Annotated in this window: 14 protein-coding genes; 7 read left to right on the top strand and 7 right to left on the bottom strand. The window is 51.6% G+C overall.

Annotated features, from left to right (window positions below):
* Positions 1 to 146 precede the first annotated feature (146 nt).
* The 5 genes from H8K38_RS06935 to H8K38_RS06915 all read left to right on the top strand — a co-directional run bounded on the left by H8K38_RS06935 (position 147) and on the right by H8K38_RS06915 (position 5,771).
* Positions 147 to 1,112: a phytanoyl-CoA dioxygenase family protein gene (locus H8K38_RS06935; RefSeq protein WP_186884062.1), complete on the top strand. Its 966-nt coding sequence runs from the start codon at positions 147 to 149 to the stop codon at positions 1,110 to 1,112.
* A gap of 129 nt (positions 1,113 to 1,241) precedes the next feature.
* Positions 1,242 to 3,284, top strand: a complete 2,043-nt coding sequence (locus tag H8K38_RS06930) for a UvrD-helicase domain-containing protein (RefSeq protein ID WP_186884061.1) — start codon at positions 1,242 to 1,244, stop codon at positions 3,282 to 3,284.
* 139 nt (positions 3,285 to 3,423) lie between these two features.
* Positions 3,424 to 4,281, top strand: coding sequence for a type II CAAX prenyl endopeptidase Rce1 family protein (locus H8K38_RS06925; RefSeq protein WP_186884060.1), 858 nt, complete (start codon positions 3,424 to 3,426; stop codon positions 4,279 to 4,281).
* Between the two features lie 80 nt (positions 4,282 to 4,361).
* Entirely contained in the window at positions 4,362 to 5,363 is a 1,002-nt protein-coding gene (locus H8K38_RS06920; RefSeq protein ID WP_222610782.1) for a TraB/GumN family protein, read from the top strand.
* Positions 5,364 to 5,366: 3 nt separating this feature from the next.
* The gene (locus tag H8K38_RS06915) at positions 5,367 to 5,771 is read left to right on the top strand and encodes a hypothetical protein (RefSeq protein ID WP_186884058.1); all 405 of its coding nucleotides are present in this window, start codon (positions 5,367 to 5,369) and stop codon (positions 5,769 to 5,771) included.
* A 94-nt stretch (positions 5,772 to 5,865) separates the two neighbouring features.
* On the opposite strand, the gene H8K38_RS06910 is transcribed toward H8K38_RS06915, so the two are convergent.
* Positions 5,866 to 7,185 carry a GIN domain-containing protein gene (locus H8K38_RS06910; protein WP_186884057.1) on the bottom strand — a complete coding sequence of 440 codons (1,320 nt, stop codon included), beginning with the start codon at positions 7,183 to 7,185 and terminating at the stop codon, positions 5,866 to 5,868.
* A 220-nt stretch (positions 7,186 to 7,405) separates the two neighbouring features.
* On the opposite strand from H8K38_RS06910, the gene H8K38_RS06905 reads away from it, so the two are divergent.
* Positions 7,406 to 8,047: a DUF882 domain-containing protein gene (locus H8K38_RS06905; protein ID WP_186884056.1), complete on the top strand. Its 642-nt coding sequence runs from the start codon at positions 7,406 to 7,408 to the stop codon at positions 8,045 to 8,047.
* Between the two features lie 191 nt (positions 8,048 to 8,238).
* Here H8K38_RS06905 and H8K38_RS06900 read toward each other — a convergent pair whose 3' ends face one another.
* From H8K38_RS06900 to H8K38_RS06885, 4 genes are all read right to left on the bottom strand, one after another.
* Positions 8,239 to 10,989: a pitrilysin family protein gene (locus H8K38_RS06900; RefSeq protein WP_186884055.1), complete on the bottom strand. Its 2,751-nt coding sequence runs from the start codon at positions 10,987 to 10,989 to the stop codon at positions 8,239 to 8,241.
* 104 nt (positions 10,990 to 11,093) lie between these two features.
* Positions 11,094 to 11,633 (bottom strand): hypothetical protein, encoded by a 540-nt coding sequence (locus H8K38_RS06895; RefSeq protein ID WP_186884054.1) that lies wholly within the window; start codon positions 11,631 to 11,633, stop codon positions 11,094 to 11,096.
* Positions 11,634 to 11,704: 71 nt separating this feature from the next.
* Positions 11,705 to 12,880, bottom strand: a complete 1,176-nt coding sequence (locus H8K38_RS06890) for a DUF4124 domain-containing protein (RefSeq protein WP_186884053.1) — start codon at positions 12,878 to 12,880, stop codon at positions 11,705 to 11,707.
* Between the two features lie 328 nt (positions 12,881 to 13,208).
* Positions 13,209 to 14,810 carry a GMC family oxidoreductase gene (locus tag H8K38_RS06885; RefSeq protein ID WP_186884052.1) on the bottom strand — a complete coding sequence of 534 codons (1,602 nt, stop codon included), beginning with the start codon at positions 14,808 to 14,810 and terminating at the stop codon, positions 13,209 to 13,211.
* Between the two features lie 148 nt (positions 14,811 to 14,958).
* Between H8K38_RS06885 and H8K38_RS06880 the strand changes: the two genes are divergently transcribed.
* Positions 14,959 to 15,987 (top strand): AraC family transcriptional regulator ligand-binding domain-containing protein, encoded by a 1,029-nt coding sequence (locus H8K38_RS06880; RefSeq protein WP_186884051.1) that lies wholly within the window; start codon positions 14,959 to 14,961, stop codon positions 15,985 to 15,987.
* 10 nt (positions 15,988 to 15,997) lie between these two features.
* On the opposite strand, the gene H8K38_RS06875 is transcribed toward H8K38_RS06880, so the two are convergent.
* Together H8K38_RS06875 and H8K38_RS06870 are read right to left on the bottom strand one after the other, a co-directional pair.
* Complete coding sequence (locus H8K38_RS06875; protein WP_186884050.1) at positions 15,998 to 18,358, bottom strand: PAS domain S-box protein; 2,361 nt, start codon at positions 18,356 to 18,358, stop codon at positions 15,998 to 16,000.
* Positions 18,359 to 18,496: 138 nt separating this feature from the next.
* A complete protein-coding gene (locus tag H8K38_RS06870; protein ID WP_186884049.1) occupies positions 18,497 to 18,976 on the bottom strand; it encodes a thioredoxin family protein in 480 nt (159 codons plus the stop codon).
* Between the last annotated feature and the right edge of the window lie 107 nt (positions 18,977 to 19,083).

The following is a 19,083-nucleotide window of genomic DNA, read 5'->3' as shown; positions in this document are numbered from 1 at the left end:
TACTCTTCTTCTCAGTTTCGTAAGTCTTATTCAATTACCGGGCTTTCAAACCTGAGACATAAAAATTTAATTAAGACGAAATTGTCTCCCGTATAATGCCTTCAAATTTTCGCGCACCATAAAGAGTTGAATGTTTAGGATTGATGATGAAAAAATTTTTACCAAAAGACTGGATCAATTCCGCTACATGGATTGATCAGGAAAACGCCAATATTGATGAATACGTTAAGCGTCATGGCGATAGCGTTGATTTTGACTTACATGAAAAATTAACGTCTTGGCGGGAAAAAGGATATGTCGCGTTTGAACAAGTCGTTCCGCACGATTTAATTGATGCCTTGGCTGGCGATATCGAGTATTTGCGTAAACATTATCGTGATTTCGAGCTTTACGCAGAACTCAGAGGTGTGATCAAACCAATTGGGGAATTTTCCGAAGAAGAGCTGGGTTTGGATGGGGTGAAATTCAATAGTATACAGACGGTATCTTTGGCTGCTGCGCGGCTCAGTCTGGTAAAAGAAGTGTCTTCTTTTTTAGGACATGTATTTCAATCACCCGCTTGCGCTTTGCAGTCACTTACTTTCTACAAGGGAAGCCAGCAGTCGATACATGTAGACTATCCGTACGTACGATGCCAGACGCAATTAGCGAAATTGGCAGCGAGCTGGATTCCTCTGGAAGATATTCAACCGGAAGCCGGCCCATTGGTCTATTACCCGGGCTCACACAAAACAGAGATCAGCGACTTTTTTGATTGGGGTGACGGTAGTATTTTATTTGAATCAGACAGTAAGCGTCAGCCCCACGAATTATCAGTTTACCTGGCTGAGCGAATGAAGAACGCCGGTATCGAACCAGAAGTATTCTGTCCTAAGAAGGGCGATGTATTTATATGGCACGGTAATTTATCGCATGAAGGAAGCAAGATTCTGAATGAGGAATTAACTCGCAGATCCTATGTGACGCACTTTACCTCGCTTGACGCATATCCACCGGAACACAAGCATTCATCTGCGAAAAACGGAAGCGGTGCAGTAGTAGAAAACGGTGGCTATTGTTTTGATTATCCGTGGCTGAAGCAAACAAATAAGTTGCCGAGCTGGACTATCTGACAATCGCTCCGCAGCACTGATGTCATCTGGTTTTCGAAAATATCATGATTTGTATCTGAGCCTGAGCGTACACAATAATATCTCCATGAAAATTCATGGAGATAATCCGGATATAACCCAGTTTTTTCGATGACTACGATGTCCCACGGCCTGAATACTCCCCAACGCAATGCAGTGAACTACATGGACGGCCCTTGTCTGGTGCTGGCCGGGGCGGGTTCGGGTAAAACGCGCGTGATCACGCAAAAAATCGTGAATCTGATCGAGTTGCATGGCTACGAGCCCAAGCACATTGCAGCGCTGACTTTTACCAATAAAGCTGCGCATGAAATGCAGGAGCGTATCGCCAAATTGCTGGCCGAGCCGCGTCAGGCTAAGCAACTGACGGTATCGACGTTTCACTCGCTGGGTGTGAAAATTTTGCGCCAGGAAGCGCAGGCGCTGGGGCTGAAAGACCGCTTTTCGATTATGGACAGCGATGATTGTTTTTCGCTGGTACAGGATCTGGCGATCACCACCGACAAGCAATTAATCCGCCGCATACAGACCGCGATGTCGCTGTGGAAAAATGCACTGATTACGCCTGAGCTGGCCTTGAAGCAGGCCAAAGATGATGATGAAGCGACGGCGGCGCGCATTTATGCAAGCTATGTCGCCACGCTGTCGGCGTATCAGGCGGTGGATTTTGATGATCTGATCCGGCTGCCGGTTGAGCTGTTCCGCAGCAACGAGCAGGTGCGCGACAAATGGCAGCGCCGTCTGCGTTATCTGCTGGTCGATGAATATCAGGACACCAATACCTGCCAGTATGAATTGGTGAAATTGCTGGTGACGGGCATCGGCAAAAAACCGATGTTTACCGCCGTGGGCGACGACGATCAGGCGATTTACGCGTGGCGCGGTGCGACCATAGAAAATCTGAAAACGCTGCAAGTCGATTTTCCTGATCTGGAAATTATCAAGCTAGAACAAAATTACCGTTCCAGCACCCGCATATTGCAAGCGGCGAATGCTGTGATTGGCAATAATCCCAAGCTGTTTGAAAAATCGCTGTGGTCAGAACATGGCCTCGGTGATCCGGTCAAAGTGCTGGGCATGCAGGATGATGAACAAGAGGCCGAGCAAGTCGCCATCATGATCTCGGCGCATCGTTTTGAACGACGCGCCAACTATTCCGATTACGCGATACTGTATCGCGGCAATCACCAATCGCGTGTGATTGAGCAGGCGCTGCGGCGTGAACGGATTCCGTACACGATTTCTGGCGGCCAGAGTTTTTTTGACCGAGCTGAAATCAAAGACATCATTTCGTATCTGCGCCTGATTGCGAATGAAGACGATGATCCGGCGTTCATCCGCGCGATCACCACGCCGAAACGCGGCGTTGGTCAGGCGACGCTGGAAGTGCTGGGCGCATTCGCCGGGCAATGGCAATGCTCGCTGTTTTCTGCGGTGTTTAAAGGCGGCATCGAAGCGAAACTCACAGATCGCCAACTGCGCCCGCTGCGCGAATTTTGCACCTTCATCAATCAGGTTGAAGCGCATGCCCACCGCGAAGGTCATGCCAGCGAATTGCTGGATGATCTGATGAAGGAAATTAATTACGAAGGCTATTTGTACGACAGCTTCGATGACCGCGCCGCGCAAAACAAATGGCAGAACGTGCTCGATTTCACGCAATGGCTGAAAACCAAAGGCAGCGGCGGTAAAGACGGCACTGACGATCACCGCAGCCTGCTCGATCTGACGCAGATGGTGGCGCTGATGTCGATGATGGAAGGCAAGGACGAAGAGCCTGATGCGGTGCGCATGTCCACCTTGCACGCGTCGAAAGGGCTGGAATATCCGCACGTGTTTCTGGTCGGCGTCGAAGAAGGCATTTTGCCGCATAAAGGCGACCCCGATACGCCGATAGAAATTCTGGCCGCACGCATAGAAGAAGAGCGTCGCCTGATGTACGTCGGCATCACGCGCGCGCAGCGCAGCCTGCACATCACCTGGTGCAAAAAGCGCAAGCGCGCAGGTGTGCCCGTACATTGCGATCCATCACGCTTTATTAAAGAAATGAAACTCGACGAAGGCGACGCCGTCCCCACAGAAGCAGAAGCCCTGACCCCGAAAGAACGGCTCGCCAACCTGAAAGCTTTATTGAGCCAGCCTAAATCAGAGTAGTTGGTATTTCGGTGCGATATCGTTCGTTGCTGCTGCAGAAGAATGCCGGACAAATGCCTTGAATTTTGTTGACTAAAATAAAACAAAAAAAGAGAATGCTTCAGCGCAATGATGTGCGCAGCATTTTTTAAAGGGCGCTATGTCGCAAGTGTTAACTGAAAATACAAGCTCCGCCGGTTCTGGTGATCATCAGGCTCAAGAAATGATTGTCGCCAGTAATGGCTGCGTTGGCTTACCTGGTCAGGCGGTGAAGCAAACAATAGCGCATACCAATGAGCAGGCAATAAGTTCTGCCGACTTTGACTGGCGTCGCGAACTGCGTGAACTGGTCGCCTTTTTGCGCAAACCTGTGCGCGGACATGCAAAGGTACTGACACTCAGACAAGGATGGCGGCGCATCGCGTTGATGCTGGCGCTGAATTTCTGCTTTATCGTTATCGTGACTTTACCAATCAATGCCGCGCTATATCATTGGGCTGGTCTTGATGAGTCCGTAAAGAGCGACGCAACAAAAATCTCTGAATGGGGGACTGTCGCCTTGATCGGACCGTTGCTCGAAGAATTAGTTTTCAGGGCTGGCTTACGGCAGGTAAAGTACAGCTTGTTTGTTGCCCCTGTGCTGATAGCAATGCTGCACGCAGACAAAATGTTTGTCCTGATCATGGCTGGCATATGGCTAAGCATTGCTGCAGCGGATGCGATACGTTTGCGGTACGCCGCATCTGCTGACAGCATTCGTTTTGCGCGTAGCCGTGCATTTATCCGACGTTATCCCTATGTTTTCTGGATGTACGCCATCATTTTTGGCCTGGCGCACATTTCCAATTTATATTCTACAAATGGTCGTGATTATTGGCTGGTCTTCGCCTTGAGCTCACAACTATTTGGTGGCGCATTACTCGGCTATCTGCGATTGCGACAAGGTTTGCGCAGTGCAATCGCGTACCATGTATTGTTCAATGCATCGTGTTTATGTGCAGAGTTATTGTTTCCTTAGTGGCACATTCTGCCCGCAACAGGAAAAGAGATAACAGGTGCGTCAGTAGAACTGCACTTTGCAGTATTTTTAATGGAAAAATGATGATGAATTTGTTGTTGAATAAGGGCTTGAAGCGGGTTGTATCGGTGGTCGTTACAACGCTGATTGCCACTCACGGTCTCGCCCAAGCAGCGGACGACACTCCCGCTAATGGCATTATGTGGGAAGTGAAATCGGCGACGAATACTGCTTATTTATTTGGTTCATTTCATCTGGCCAAAGCCAGCTTTTATCCTTTGCCTGCCGCAGTACAAAACGCGTATCAACAGGCCGATACGCTGGCGGTGGAGGTGGACGCCAGCGACCCGCAATTCAGTCGTAAGTTGATTCCTTTGCTGTCTTATGCCGCGCCGGACAAGCTGGAAAATCATCTGCAGAAAGCGACCTGGGAAAGTATGCAGAAGTTTCTTGGGGCTTCTGCCGCGCAGTTTCAGAACCTCAAACCGGCGATGGTGGCGACTGGCCTGATGATAGGCGTGGTGGCGCAGCAAGGCTATGATCCGGCGCAGGGCATCGACCTGCACTTCATCAAAAGGGCAAAGAAAGACGGCAAGCAACTGGTGGAATTAGAAAGTCTGGAATTTCAGGCGCGTATGCTGGGCGGCCTGAGTGATGAAGATGGCGATGCGATGCTGTCGCAGACTTTACACAGCCTCAGCAATGGCGATGCCGTGCGTGATACTGCTCTGATGGTGCAGGCATGGAAAGCCGGTGATGCCGAGGCGTTGGCGGCGATACTGGAAGAAACGGCGAATAAAGATGCCGGGTCGCGCAAGATCATGAAGCTGTTGCTCGATGACCGCAATCCGGCGATGGCAGATCAGATCGTGGCCTTGATGAGCGCGGGCAAAAAAGTGATGATCGTGGTCGGCGCCGGGCACATTACCGGTAAAAACAGTATTACGGATTTGCTCAGGCAGCGTGGTTTGCAGGTGCGTCAGATGAAGCCGGAAACCGGTGCGCCGAACGTTTCATCCGCAACGACAGCCACAACCGCCACCGCGTCCACCGCAGTTTCAGCAACCGCACAAAAAAAGTAAGACATGACATTGAAGGCATTATCCACAGAAAAAAATTATCCTGACTTGCCGTGGGTCTCACTGGAATCGGTCAATGATGTCGAGGCCTGGTTGGATTTGTATGACCGCGAATTGCAGCAACTCGCGGGTAAAAATCCACAGGCTGGTTATGGCGTGTGTTTTACCTTATTGCACGGTGGCGAAGTGTATCTGCACACCAATAGTGACGGCGATATTTTGCTCGATGTTACGCCGGATGCAGCGTGGGTGACGCCGGTACTGACTGCCGTGACACAAGTGTCGCCCCCGCGTGGGCAGATCTGGCTGGTGCCGGGGCAGGTGCTGATGCAATTGATACTGGGCTTGAATAGTCTGATTGCCACCAGCCGTTTAGTGGTGCAACATGAATACCGGATTGTGAAGCGTTGAGCTTGTAAGTTGAGCTTGCAATGTGGCGTAAAAAAAGCCTGATCTGACACGATCAGGCTTTTTCATTTCTGCATCAGTATCTTCGTTATAAAAATCAGCTGACAACGCCGTTGCGATCTACCTTCACTACGCGTGAGCCACCCGCTTTTTTGACATTCACCTGTGCTTCGCAATTGCCTGTAACTTTGACGCTGGCGGTATCGAGTAATAAGTCCTGTGCGCGCAGATCACCTGTACCGCTGAGTCTGGCGGTCAGTTTTTTTGCCGTGCCATCAATAGTGACATCACCGCTGCGCGACATAATCAGCTCAGCCAGCGTCGCATTCTCCAGCGAGGTATGCAGATTGCCGGAGCCTGACAGGTCTGCCTTCAGAGTTTGGCGTATGCTGTGTATGCGCAGGTCGCCGCTGCCATGGCTTTCGATGCGTACATTATCGGCACTGAGCTGGTTGGCTTTGACCTCGCCGGAACCACGCAGATTAAGATTGAGTACTGCAATATGGCCATGCAAGGCCAGATCGCCGGAGCCATTGAGCTGGATATTTGCCAGCGGTAATTGCGAGCTGTCGATATCGAGATCACCGGAGCCGGACGCATCGACCTGCAACTGTTGCATATCACCGTGCAGACTGATGTCGCCGGAACTATTGCGGTGAATGTTGGCGGAGGCATTTTGCATCGCATCGACTTTCAGGCTGCCGTTGCCATGCACTTCGGCAACGAGGGCACCGGTCAGCTGATGCATTCTGACATCGCCGGAACTGCGCATATTGACGTTGGCGCTGCCTAACTGTAATTGCCGCAAATCGATGTCGCCGCTGCCGCTGACGCTGAGATCGAGTTGTTTGATTTGCCCGCTGACTTTGATGTCGCCGGATGAAGTTTGCGTCAGTTCAAATTTCTCTGCCTGGATATTGTTCAGCTCGATATCGCCGCTGCCAGATTGCAGCAATTGTTGCAGCTGATTGGCGCTGATGCGGATATTCCCTTGCGGGCTGCCGCCTATCGTGACCGTCACATTTTTTTTGCGGATGATCAGGCGCTGGTTTTCGACCACGGTTTCTATGTCCGGCAGCAATTTTTCATCGGCGGTGATTTCCAGTTCCGGTTGTCCGGATGTAATCACGAGATCGAGAAAACTGCGGTTTTCTATACTGGTAAAGGCGGTCAGCGTTCGTTTTTCGGTGATGGCTTTACCGCCGTTGATGGTTTTGCCGTTGCTGATATGTTTGCCGTCAATCTGGATGTCGCATCCGGCGAGCATCAGGATGAACAGGCTGGTCCAGGTGATAGATTTGAGCATGATATGAATGTGATCAGTAATAGGTCGTACACAGGACATACGCAAAACTATCCGCTGGCGTGACGGCTTGACGCTGCGCACCAGCGTTTCCGGTGCTGCTTTCGTCACCATATATAGTCGGATCAATTTTGCAACAGGATGAAGTGTAATCTGAAAACTCCGGAGCGCATCAGCTGTTTGCGACAGAATGCAGAATCAGGATTATCAACGGTAAATTTTACAGATAGATTCACATCTGCCAGCCAGAGAAGTACACTATATATATAGAACGCATCTCATCCCTATTGATGAAATGAGTTCTAAGAACTTCACCAACGGATTTATCAGGCTCATGACAACCCGCCGCCACATACTCAAAAGTAGTTTAGTTCTGACCACACTTGGTTTATTTCGTGAAACGGCCGTCGCACATGGTAATGACAGCAATGCCGGAAAATCGACGCAATTAGCACCGCCGCCGGATTTATTCGATTCACAGGCACTCGATCTGGACTTCTGGGTCAAGCCGCGCACCCTCGATCTGGTGCGGCCGCAATCGGGTGAGCGCAGCAAATTACTGTACTGGAAAGACGGTGAGATGATTGATTCCGCGTATCAGGAATTGTGTCACTTACTGCGCGATGTGAACGGCAAAAAATCGGCACCGATGGACCCGAAATTACTTGAAACCTTGTGGGCGACACAAGCCTATATCGCGCGTTTCGGTATGACCAAGCCGCTGGAAATTTTATCTGGCTATCGCACACCGGAATCGAATAAACGCCTGATAGAACAGGGTGTGCCGGCTGCGCGTAAATCCTTGCACATGGATGGCAAGGCGGCCGACATCCGCATTTCACAGTTGCATGAAGAAGTGCTGGGCGGTCTGATCAGCAGCTTCCGTCAGGGCGGCGTCGGCTTTTATTATCGTGCAACGGCAAACGGTGGCTGGATCCATACCGACACTGGTTTGCAGCGCAGCTGGAAAGGCTGATACCGACAAAGATAGCAACAACGATAGCAACAACGATAGCAACAACGATAGCAACAACGATAGCAACAACGATAGCAACAACGATAGCAACAACGATAGCGTCTGGCTGCCTGAACGCCATCGTCACAGTTTAAAAAAAATCCCGGTACAGACAATGGTGGTCTGTACCGGGATTTTTTTATTGTTACAGCTTACTTCGCAGGTGCTTTTGCCTTGACCTCATCCAGCGCAATAAACGTGCTGATTTTTGACGGATCGATATAGCGACGGAACGCCGCGTTCACCTGTTCCAGCGTCAGCGCCTGGATTTTGTCATCCATCGCCTGCGAGTAAGACCAGTTACGCTGACGGTACAGATAGTGATTCCAGCCACCGGCAATACCAGCGTCGCTGGTGCGGCTTTGCTGACGTTTTTGCAGTATGCCGGATTTTGCTTTAGCGAGTTCTTCCGCAGTGAAACCGTCTTTCAGTGCTTTGCTGAGTTCTTCCTGTATCGCCTTTTCCAGTTTTTCCATATTCTGCGGCGCTGCTGTTGCGCTGATGCCGAAACTGCCGACCGGATCGATATCGCCCGCACTCAGGCTGGAACCGCCGCCATACGACAGACCATCTTTCTGGCGGATACGCTCCATCAGACGTGAATTCAGTCCGGCGCCGCCGAAGATATAGTTGGCGATACTCAGCGCTGGATAATCAGCATCATCCTCGCGCAAAGCCAGCGTCATTTTGCTGCTGTAAACCGCATTTTCTTTGTCCGGTGTGTTGAATACTTTCCGTATCGCCGGTGGATCAAGACGTTTGCTGACCATGCGGGTGTACGGTGCTTTGCTGACCCAGCCGTCAAACATCTGTGCGATCACAGCTTTGGTACTGTCGGCATCGAAATCACCGACCACGGACAACTCGCCTTTGGACGCGCCGTAGAATTCTTTGTAATAGGCTTTCACATCATCGAGTTTCACTGCCTTGAAATCAGCGATGGCCTCATCGAGTGTTTTTGCTTCGCGATAATCGCCTTTCGGATACGGATTGAAATACTGCGACATTTCACGTGAGAGTATGCTGCCTGGCTCTTTGCGCGAAGCTTCCAGACCCACCAGCCCACGTTCTTTGGCCTGAGTAAATTCGTTTTCCGGGAAACTGGCTTCACGCAGCACATGCGCTACCAGCGCCAGTGCCCCAGGCAGATTGGCTTTGGTGGTCTGGAATGAAAAGATGCCGCCGCTCATTTTGAGTTTGGACATTTCATCAGAGAGCTGGGCGCGGCTGTATTTGCTGGTGCCAGTGCCTAACAAGCCAGCGGTGATGCCGCTGACGATGGCTTTGCCACGCAGGCTGGTTTCATCGCCCCAATGCAGGTTCAGCGCGACATTCACGGTTTCGCCGCGGGTTTTCTTTGGCAGCAGAGCGATTTGCAGATTGCCCGCCTTGCCAACTTGCGTGCGCTGATCAATATTCGCCGGAGAAGAATCAAACGCCTCACCACTCAGCGTGGATGGCTTGGGTTTGAAGTCTTTCATGACCTCGGCCATGTCCGGTGCTACCGGAATCTCGGCGCGCTGTGGCTTGTCTTCAGGAATGAACATGCCGATGGTGCGGTTATCGCGCACCAGATAATGTTTTGCGGCAGCAGCGACGCGCTCGGCTGTGATCGCATCAACTGAATCACGCACTTTGAACAGATAGCGCCAGTCGCCTATGGCGACGAATTCCGACATACTGATACCGATGGCTTCGTGGTTGTTCAGCATTTTTTCAAACGCATTGGCCGTATCGCGTTTGATCCTGTCGATTTCTTCTTTGGTCGGCGGATTATTTTTAAAATCCTCGATTCCTGCCAGCAGAGCCTCTTTGGCGGCATCGACGGATTCGCCTTTTTTGACAATCGCACCTATCGTCATCAGGCCTAGCGCTACCGCCCCGGAACCGCCGGAAAATACCTGCACCACTTTGCCGGTTTCCACCAGTTGTTTATGCAGACGGCCATGCGGGGCGCTGGTCAGAATACTGCCCGCAAAACTAAGGTCGTTGCGGTCGCTATGCAGACTGGCTGGGACTTTATAGCCGAGCAAGACGATCTGAATATCACCGCTGCGGCGCACGACGAAACTGCGTTCGCCATCCTGCGTTGGTTCGGTCGTCCAGAATTGCGGCAGTGTACGCGTTGGTTTAGCGATTTTGCCGAAAGCAGCGCTGATCCATTGCAACACTTTATCGGTATCGAATTTACCGGCGACCAGCAGTACGGCGTTATCCGGCTGGTAGTACATGCGATAAAACGCCTGCAGGTTTTCAATCTTCACATTTTCGATATCGCTGCGATTGCCTATCGTCGAATTGCCATAGTTGTGCCAGTCGTAGGCCACGCTTTGCATGCGCTTTTGCAAGACATTGCCGGGTGAATTTTCGCCGCGTTCATATTCGTTACGCACGACGCTCATTTCGGTATCGAGATCTTTTTTCGCGATAAAGGAATTGACCATGCGATCGGCTTCCATCGTCAGCGCCCATTTCAGATTGTCGTCATCGGCTTTGAACAGTTCAAAATAATTGGTGCGGTCGAGCGAGGTCGTGCCGTTCGGGCGCATGCCGCGCTTGTTAAATTCATCGTCGATTTTCGGATTCGTCGGCGTGCCTTTGAAGAGCAGATGTTCGAGTAAATGCGCCATCCCGGTTTCGCCATAATTTTCATGGCGCGAACCGACCAGATAAGTCATGTTAACGGTCACGGTCGGTTTGGTTGCATCCGGCATCAGCAATACCCGCAAGCCGTTCGGCAGGTGGTATTCGGTCAGACCTTCGACGCTGGTGATCTGGCTCACGCCTTTCGGCAGCGCATCGGCGAGTACGGCGGGCGTGGTGAACAAGATAGCGCCGCCCAGAACCAGCGCGCGCAAAACTGGGGTAAGTGAAAAAGGGATTGCAGCAGAACGAGATGACATAGTGATCCTGATAGCAGAAACAACAAAACAGGTGTGAAATATACTGGGTGGAGTATGTTGCACACGTCCTTTAAATATGCTGACAACTGAGCGATTTTATTTAATCAGAGGGGGAGTATCCTGATTAAATGATAATAATAGCAATAAATAACAATAATAATCGTTGGAATGATGTCCGCAAGCAAAATTATTTTGCGGCTGACTGTGTGTCGAAATTCACTTAACTCTGAATTTTGTTCATCTAATTCTGAACTTTTGGGCGGCTTAGATGACATTTCCCGGCAAGCAGCTATGCTATACACCACAAGCATCACTTGTGGGCGGTTCCTCGACGGAATTGTTGGCAGCTCACGGCTTAGCCCCCGGAACCTGAAGAATTCTCTGTGTTGATAACATGGCTTCACGTGCGGCATAGCAGAAGCCACTGCCACATGAATAACTTCGTGCCAGTCAACGCGCTTGAGCGTCATCACAAGCCCCACTGGCACGCCTGTGAGCTGGTGCATGGCATCAGCGATGCTTTCGACATTACGAGCACCAAAAATTTGCCAATATGAGAAGCTGACACTGAGCGCACCACTTACTTGCACTGCAGCGGTGACCGGGGTCTTCTTCACCCAAGCTTCCGAAAGAGTGATGCTCATGACGCCTAACGTTCAAATTGAGGGGCAGCGCGCTTTTGCGCAGTCCCTCTCGAATGCAGTGTTAGGTTGCGTCATTTTGGCAACGCTATTGTGGATTGTGAGCAAGCATCTTTACCCGCCTCACGATACCCCATGGATAGTGTCGTCACACAGGCAAGTCTGAACTCTGGTTTCCCAGAACTTCGATTAACGTCAACAATGGCATAAAAGCTTTTTGAGCCTGAGATAGAAAAATCATATCTACCCTTGTTCCTGTCATTGCTATAGGTTGTAGATGCAGCAGGATATGTCTTCACTGCTCCCCCTGCTAATTTAATCACCTGTTCATTATGTGTTATGTAATCCAAAGCAAGTTGTTCTTCTGTTTTCTTTGTTTGATTATCGTAGGCGGGATCAGGTTGTCCTTTGCGACAACGCTGGCTAATCATTTGGGCATTCATTTGCTCAACTCCAGATGCAGCCTGTCGTGCCGCAGCTTCCAAAGAGTTTTTTTCATTAATAAGTTTGGATTTAAGTTCGTCCAGTCCAGCATAAACCTGGTCCATTTGTTTATCTAGCTTTTGTGTCCTAGCTTTTTCACGAAATGGATTCGGGGTGTCTTTGTCCCATTTCAATACCCTGTCCAAAATCTGATTGAGGTTTGAAGTGTTCTGGAAGGCATAGTTATTGATGGGGCCTCCCATGGTCATTTGCGTGATTGCTAAGAGTTGACCCCGATCGCCATTTTCTAAAATCATCTGCTGACGAACACGCAGCTGTGCCGCATAAAACCAAAACACCCCATCGTCTTTCTTTCCATTCTGGAAAAAGGCGAAAGCAGGGGGAAATAATTGCAAAGGTTCTTTCAGGTTAGAAGGATTGCTGACAATTTCTTCTGCTGCGGCAATCGCGATGCTTGGTTCACAGGACGTCATTCGATCTTCGGGAGGTAATCCGCTGAGTGCTATTCTATTCTTTGCCTTCAAGTGCTTCTGCTGTGTTGGGTGAGGGGATGCATTGCTTTCGATAGATGCAGAGGACGCATCTGATGGACATGGCTGATCAGTAAATTCAATCCGACCGTCAGACAGCTTGCATCTATTCATGTTGATGCTAGCAGCGTCACTGGCGAGTGCCCATAGCGATGCGCTGGCAAGAAGGATTGCAATTGATCGACAATAATTCACAGCATCTCCCGAAAATAAGTCTGACGAAAGAAAGGGACTTCCCCGTCCCAAGAAAATGGCGTCACCTTTACGGTTTGCCAAAGTAGTGCAAAGATGAAAATTCCAGTCAACATCATGATCCAATCAATAGGGAGAAGTCATGCTCAAACATATCATTAATGCATCACAGAATCCACCACGAATACCATCGTGACCATTGGCATTGATTTTCATAAACATGCGATTCAGCTTTATTTGAATATCGCACTGCGCTGGCTAGTCAATCGTGCCGCATGCCTGTCGTAGCGGGGCTGCGTAATTTGGCCGCTGTCGTGCCATCGGGTTCCATCCGGCACGACAGGGAAGTGAGCGGGCAGCAAATATGGTGGCTGGCTGCCTTTATGTCTTGTTATGTGATATCTGGTGACGCTCAGCCGCGCAGTCCGGCTTTGATCATGTCTGCCGCTTTCTCACCGATCATCATGGTTGGTGCATTGGTGTTACCTCCGAGCAGGGTAGGCATGATCGATGCATCGACAATGCGCAGACCATGCAGGCCGATCACTTTCAACTCCGGATCAACCACCGCCATGTTGTCTGTGCCCATTTTGCAGGTACCGATAGGGTGATACACGGTGTCGGCGGTCTGGCGGATGACGGCGCGGATGTCGTCATCGGTATGCACATTGGCGGTCTGGTAATCGCTGCTGCGGGCGTTTGCCAGTGCTGACGCATCCATCAGTTTGCGGGTCAGCTTAAAGCCTTTCAGCATGACTTCCATGTCGTCGGGATGTTCCAGGAAACGCGGGTTGATCAGCGGCGTTGCCATCGGGTCGGGGCTGGCTAACGTGACTTCGCCTATGCTTTTCGGGCGCAACAGGCAGACGTGGCACGAGTATCCATGACCGAGATGCAATTTGCGTGCGTGGTCGTCGAGCATCGCCATGACGAAATGCAACTGGATATCGGGCGCTGACAAAGACGGATCGGTTTTCAGAAAGCCACCACCTTCGGCACCGTTTGAGGTCAGCATGCCGCGCCGTTGTGAGCGATAGCGCATCAGTTCGCGCAGCAGACGCAGGCTGCCAGCGGCAGAAACGCCAAGCAGATCAAGGCTTTTCGCGCGATATTTAAACACGAAATCCGGATGATCCTGCAAATTCTGACCAACGCCGGGCAGATCGTGCACCACAGGGATTCCCATGCTTTGCAGCGCATTCGCATTGCCGACGCCGGACAGCATCAGCAATTGCGGGGTCTGCAAAGCACCGCTTGCGAGTAATACTTCATGCCGTGCATGCAGAGTTTTTTTCTGACCGTTTTGCAGCATTTCTACGCCGACGGCACGCTTGCCTTCAAACAGAATGCGGGTCACATAGCAGCCGGTTTCCACGCGCAGATTTGGCCGCTTGCCCATGTGCGGCCGCAGATACGCGCGCGATGCACTCCAGCGTTCGCCATTATGCTGGGTCAGCTGATACAAGCCTATGCCTTCCTGCTCGGCACCGTTGAAATCGGTATTGATGCGAAAGCCCGCTTGTTTGCCCGCTTCGATCAGCAATTGCTGATACGGGTTATCGGTGCGTAACTCGCTGACATGCAGCGGCCCGGCGTTGCCGTGGTACGCGTCATGATGGGTTTCATTATTTTCTGAACGTTTGAAATACGGTAAAACCTCGTCATACGACCAGCCGGTGTTGCCCAGTGCTGCCCAGTGATCGTAATCCTGCCGGTGTCCACGCACGTAAATCATTGCATTCAGACCGGAAGACCCGCCCAGCATTTTGCCGCGCGGCTGATAGCCGCGGCGACCATTCAGGCCGGGTTGCGGCACGGTTTCAAATGCCCAGTTATTCAGTTTGCCTGGCAGCATGGCAACCACACCAGCGGGCGTATTCACCACCAGACTGTCGCCACCGCCGCCCGCTTCCAGCACGGTTACGCTGAGATCCGGGTCTTCAGTCAGGCGTCCGGCCACGGCACAACCGCCGGAACCACCGCCGACCACAATATAGTCGCTGATATTATTCATGTGTCTCTCTCTTTGGATGAGGCTGTACGCGATGGCATCGCCAGCGTCAGGCCTGTTGTTTTAATTTCCGGTGTACGGTACGACGATATTAGTATGCCGTTTCGGTTAAAGTAAGGACATTTACTGCCACGTTGTCAGACCATCACAGATGAACCAGCCTGCGCCCACCATATCCGCACTCTTGTCGGTACAAGATGCGGTATTTCCTGCTCATCCGTTCAGCGGTGTGCTGGCGATCGCGCGTGAGCAGGATTGGCGTTGGCAGGATATGTTTCCCGCCTTTGCCGAGCATCACGATAACCGCATCAGTTATGCCCAGGCACGCGAAGGCCTGTTACAGGCGCGACACCGCGGCGGCGCTGATCTGGGGCTGCGATCCGGTACGCGTAAAGCCTTGCCGCAACTGGGTCAGATGGCCACCGGTATGGGCGCTCAGGAAACGCTGGCGCAGGCTATGCAATTCGGTCTCGACTATCAACTGATCGCCGGCTCTATGGTGCATCTGCAACTGGAAGCGGGGCCGCAACAATCGGCACTGCTTGCCTTGCCTTTATTCGACGATGCGGAATTGCAGGATTTTCTGGAAGTCGATCATCTGGTCACCGCCATCAATGCGGCGCGCCAATTGTGCGGCTGCCGCTTTCCGCTGGTAAGGGTGGAACTGCGTTTGCAGCCCGGCGCGAGTCTGACAGCGTACGAAAAATTCTTTGCTTGTCCCGTGATCGCAGGTGCTGATGTCAGTCGTATTGTGATCGACAACCAGGTGTTGCAAATGGCGTTGCCGCAACCGGATGCGCTGCTGGCACATACTTCGCACGATGCCTGTCAGGCGGAACTGGCGGCGGTTGGTGTGCTTGGACGGCAAAGCCTGCTACGCACTCTGACTGCGCTTCAGTGTGAATTGCACAGCGTGGCACAGACGGCATCTGTCCTGGGAACCAGCGAACGTTCTTTGCATCGTTTGCTGGCGCGCGAAGGAACTTCGTATTTCCAGATTACCGAAACTATCCGCATCGGACGGGCGCGGCAATTACTGCAAACCGGCCTGAGTCTGGAACGTATTGCGGAAGAACTCGGCTATTCCGACAGTCGCAGTTTCCGGCGCGCGTTCAGACGCTGGACGACGCAGACCCCGGCTGAATTCCGGCAGAGTCAGGCGCAGACACAGCTGCTTTGAATCCCAGATTTCAGGTGATGGCAGACGCTGGCGGTACGCACGCCGGTAAGCTGAACCAGAATGTCGAGCCTTCACCGGGGCAACTCAGGAAAAAGATTTCGCCATGCATTTTTTCGACCAGCGCTTTGGTGATGGCCAGCCCCAAACCGGTTCCTCCCTGGCGACGGGTATTGGTGCCGTCGGCCTGCGTAAACGGTTCAAATAATTGCGTCTGAAAATCGAGTGGAATGCCGGGGCCGCGATCACTGACGGCGATATGATAATGGCTCTGTTCCTGATAAATTCTGACGGTCACGCTTTCACCTTCGGGTGAGAATTTGGCCGCGTTGGAGATCAGATTCGCCATCACCTGCATCAGCCTGTCGTGGTCACCCAGACTCCAGGCCTGCATCACTTGTTGTTCCATGATCAGCCCGACGCGCAGCGAGCTGGTGTAGGCTTCGTTGGCTTCCATCGCATTGTGCAGCATTTCGATCAGATCGACAGGCTCAGAACGGATATTCATTTTGCCGTTGTTCAGTTTATCGATGTCGAGAATATCGTTGACCAGATTCACCAGGCGCTTGCTGTTATTGTGCGCGATCCGTATCAATTGCCGGGCTGCGTCAGGTAAGGTGCCACCGACGCCGGATTCCAGCAAACCGAGTGAGCCGCGAATTGAGGTCAGCGGCGTGCGTAGTTCGTGGCTGACCATCGACACGAATTCTGTTTTGAGCTGATTGATACGCAGGCGCTCGCTGATGTCCATGACAAAGACGACCCACTCGCGCGGAGAATTTTCCAGATAACCCAGACCCACCAGCACCGGTATTGCCGAACCATCGGCACGTCGCAGCATGACTTCGAACGGTGCCGTGGTACCGGTGCTGAGCATTTCTGTATATGCCTGATGTACCAGATACTGATCCTGCTCTGACAACACGACTCGCCACAGAAACTGCTCTGCCAGTAGTTGTTCGCGAGAGTATCCGGACAACTGACAAAACATGCGGTTCACGTCCGTCAGACGGGAGCCGTCACTGCCATACAAAATGCCGATCAGGCTGGAATTCATGATGCGCTGCAAGCGGCTTTCGCTTTCGCGCAGCGCATCCAGAGTTTTTCTTTGTCCGGTGATATCTTCTATCATCCAGACTGCCCCTTTTTCGTAGGTTTCAGCGGGCAGGGCGCGACCAGCGACGCGCGCCATGAACGACTCGCCATCGGCGCGCCGCAGATACCATTCAAGCTCTACCAGTTCATCGGCTTCCAGATTCGGTATCACTGCCTGACCGAAGGCGCGGTAGTCTTCATCGTTGTGGTACAGAAAAGTGGTTTTTACCCCTATCATTGATTTCGCATCAGGGAAGCGGCACAAATCGGCGAGAGCCTCATTGGCGCGGATGATGACGCCGTTGCTGACGAACATAATGCCCACCGGCGCGTTGGCGATCAGAATTTCCAGTTCGCGTGCCAATTCTTTATAACGGACATTATTCGAGCGCAGCAATTCCTGATTCAGCTGCAATTGTTCTTCTGTGCGTTTGCGTTCTGTAATGTCGATGTGGGTGCCGACGATACGCACGGCACGCTGATTTTCATCCCATTCGACAGCGGCCCCGAGTGACATAATCCAGCGCCATTCGCCTGCACGATTTTTCTGTCGGAACTCGGCGTGGTAATCGGTTTTGCCTTTCGAAGCAAAATGGATGCGATAGGCTTCTTTTATCCCGGCCACATCATCCGGATGGATGCTGTGTTTCCAGAAGTAATCCCAGAATGCAAACGGATCGGCAAACTCTTCGATTGAGTGTTCGATCATGTTGCTGTATTCGGGACTGAAGGTGGCCGCGCCGGTGTTCAGGTTGATGTCATACAAACCCTGATTCGAGGCCTGCATGACCAGTCGCCGCTGTTGTTCCGCCGTGATTAAGCTGCGCTCAGTCTGTTTGCTGCGGGTCTGATCCATAAAGCAGCCATGCCAGAGCAGACTGCCGTCGGCCTGCAGTTCCGGGCTGGCCTCGCCCGCCATCCAGCGCTCTTCGCCATTCTTGAGAACGATGCGGAATTCATGCGTCCAGACGTGCAGATGTTCGGCCGCCGTGCGAACGCTGAGTATGAATGCAGATAAATCTGCCGGATGCACTTTTCTGAACAGAATATTGACGTCTGCGCACAGTTCTGCGGCACTGAATTCAAACAAGCGTTCAACCGCCTCGCTTGCATAATTGAAACAAAAGCGTTCGGCGGAAAAACGTTGATACTGAAAAAAAACTGCCGGCAGAAAGCGCGAGAAATTATTCAGCAAGGCTTGGCTGACTTTCAGCGCTTTCAGCTCTGCTGCCGTGATCTCTGCAGCAACCGGGTTGGGTGGCGTTGGTGTGACAGACATCAGCTTGCTTAAAAAAAACAGAAAAAATGTGCAGAAAATTGGGTGATTAACGCACAACCGATATCATGCCCATGACCGGCAGCGAGCCGTTGCTGCCGCCGTTACTGCGTATCTCAGATGACAGCAGAAAACCTGATGTTACGGGTGCTGCGTGATGATCTGATTGAAGAAATCATACACGCCTTGTTCACTCATTTTGCGTGCATTCGACAATTCACCACCTTTCGATGCAAACAAGACACTGTTATCTGCTTTTAAAACGACAGCGGCCGGAATACCCTTTTTAATCGGGTTGCCGTAGCTGTTTGCCAGCGCCAGATTTTTATCAAACTGACCAACATCGACTTTAACCAAGACGAATTTGCTGGCGATCAGGGCGGCGCTTTGTCCTTGCATAGAACGGTCGAGCTCCAGACAATCCTTGCACCAGTTCGCGCCGAAAATCACCAGCACTTTTTTGTTGCTGGCCTGTGCCTGCGTCAGCGCTTTGGCGACTGCGGCGGGCGCATCAGCAGTTTCGTCATATGGTCTGGCAACGTCGGCATGTGCAAGGTTTAACGCAAGACCAATCGTGCATGCGGAAATGAGTCTGGAGACAAAGGAGAAAGTTTTTTTCATGTTGAAGCCGCAGGAAAGGAAAACTTTCAGATAGTGACGTAATTTTTGCGCTTTGTCATCGCTGATATGGCGCAAGCAAGATTGAAATAACTGTATATGCATACAGT

It is taken from the genome of Undibacterium sp. FT79W, assembly GCF_014284215.1.
GTDB lineage: Bacteria > Pseudomonadota > Gammaproteobacteria > Burkholderiales > Burkholderiaceae_D > Undibacterium > Undibacterium aquatile.
Note: the sequence above shows the minus strand (reverse complement) of the source record. Positions and strands in the feature narration are given on the sequence as shown.